Below are 1,776 nucleotides of genomic sequence, written 5' to 3'. Positions count from 1 at the left end.
CAAGCTTTTCTGGTCGGAACCCCCTAAGCCGAGTTTTCAAGGTGCTGCGCCGTCCACTTGGTTTTCGAGACTGGCCTTTTAATTCTAACGTAAAGCCAACCTAGAACGGCGGGGTTTCAGACCCAAAATTTCCGATGATAGGCCTCCCCAGCCGCTCTGTAAACGGGCTGTTCTGCGATCGCTCCGTTCTCCGGTCCGAATAGAAACGCCACCGGTTTCTGGGAGAGGGGAAGCTGGTTCAGGTTTGCTTCTAGGGCCTCATCTACCACCTCCCCAAGGTAGCACCTTCTAAATCACTAGCTTTGACCATTGCTTCGGCCGATAGATTCTGGGTTCTTGTCGGCTGTCGCACGTTGTTCAGGGTGATGGTGCGGTTCCCAGACAGACGCAACACGGGAGATTTCCGCAGAATTTCCAACATCCGTTCTTCATAAGAACCGCTATTGTCGATTACCACCGCTGCGCTTTCCGGTTCGTCTTCCATCTCCACCGGAGGCGGTATGGTTCCCTCGATGGTGAAGGGACTACACACCCGCACAATACTGTTATCTACTTCGGGACGGTCAACTAAGATTTCCGATTCGGGGGGTTCATTGTTAGCGATACTTTTCAGGGTGATGTGTGGGACTATTCCCCCAATTTCTTCCCCTTTACTGTTCTGTTTTCTCTTGTAGATAAAACCCCCCGTCGGTGAGTTATTATCTTTCAGTTGATACCAAGGAAAGGTGGCGGTTAATAGTCTCTGTCTGGCTAAGGCTAAGGGTACTCTACTGACATCACAGGTTATCCATCTTCTCCCCCATTGTTCGGCAACGTAGGCGGTTGTCCCACTTCCACAATTATGAACGGTACAAACTTCAGTAATAAAAGAGTGGACAGTTTCAATCTCTAAATCATAGACTGTTTCCGTCGTTATTTCCGATTCTAAATCTTTAATTTCACAGGGTATTTGTTCCCTGCCAAAATAAACAATATCACCGATTTTTAAAGTATCAGCCCGTCGCCATTCTTTGTCATGATCTTCTGAAGGTTCAACCGCAGACAATGTGGCTTTAATTGTCTCTAATACTCCCGTCAAATTATGATAAATTTCTTGATTATTGAATCGCAAAATATTTAATCCCAAAGAGTTTAAATAAGTATCTCTTTCTTGGTCATAAACTGTCGCATCTGGCCTATAATGGCTATCTCCATCTACTTCAACAATACAACCCTTTTCTCTTGCATAAAAGTCGGTAATATAACGTCCAATAGGATGTTGACGGCGGAATTTAACTCCTAATTGATTTCCTTTGATTTCTTGCCATAATTTAGCTTCGGCTGGAGTAGCTTCTTTTCTCATTTCTCTAGCTAAAGCAAAATTATTTTTAGGAATATGTTCCCAATTGCGATCGCCTCCATAACCGGTTGTCCGTTTTTGACATAAGACTCGATGATCTCCCGTTACCCAGAGGATTTGCTGACAAAGGTGGTGACGAATCCCGATCATTTTCCCTTGATGGGTTTTGCTGATAGTACGAAGAATCCGATGAGGTTGCAGATCATGTCCGATGACATAATCTCCCGGTTGTAATTTTTCTATTTCTAAAGCCCCCCCTTGCCCTCCTAAAGCCCCCCCGATGTCGGGGGGGTTGGGGTAGGGCTGTTTCATTCTCCCATCAGAATATCAAAAGTAAAAGCGATCACTGTCAGGTAAAATGAGAAGTGAACGCGAACTTTTGAAAGATATGTTGAGCTTAATAGAAAAACTAAAACAAGTCAAGGACTTTCGGAAAG

The 1,776-nt window shown here is 44.8% G+C and carries 1 protein-coding gene; it reads right to left on the bottom strand.

The genetic code is table 11. The features are described from left to right. Positions 1 to 262: 262 nt before the first annotated feature. Complete coding sequence (locus O9295_RS21295; RefSeq protein WP_288035153.1) at positions 263 to 1,651, bottom strand: DUF559 domain-containing protein; 1,389 nt, start codon at positions 1,649 to 1,651, stop codon at positions 263 to 265. Between the last annotated feature and the right edge of the window lie 125 nt (positions 1,652 to 1,776).

It is taken from the genome of Microcystis sp. LE18-22.4A (genome assembly GCF_027531105.1).
GTDB lineage: Bacteria > Cyanobacteriota > Cyanobacteriia > Cyanobacteriales > Microcystaceae > Microcystis > Microcystis aeruginosa.
This window is presented reverse-complemented; position numbering and strand designations above follow the sequence as displayed.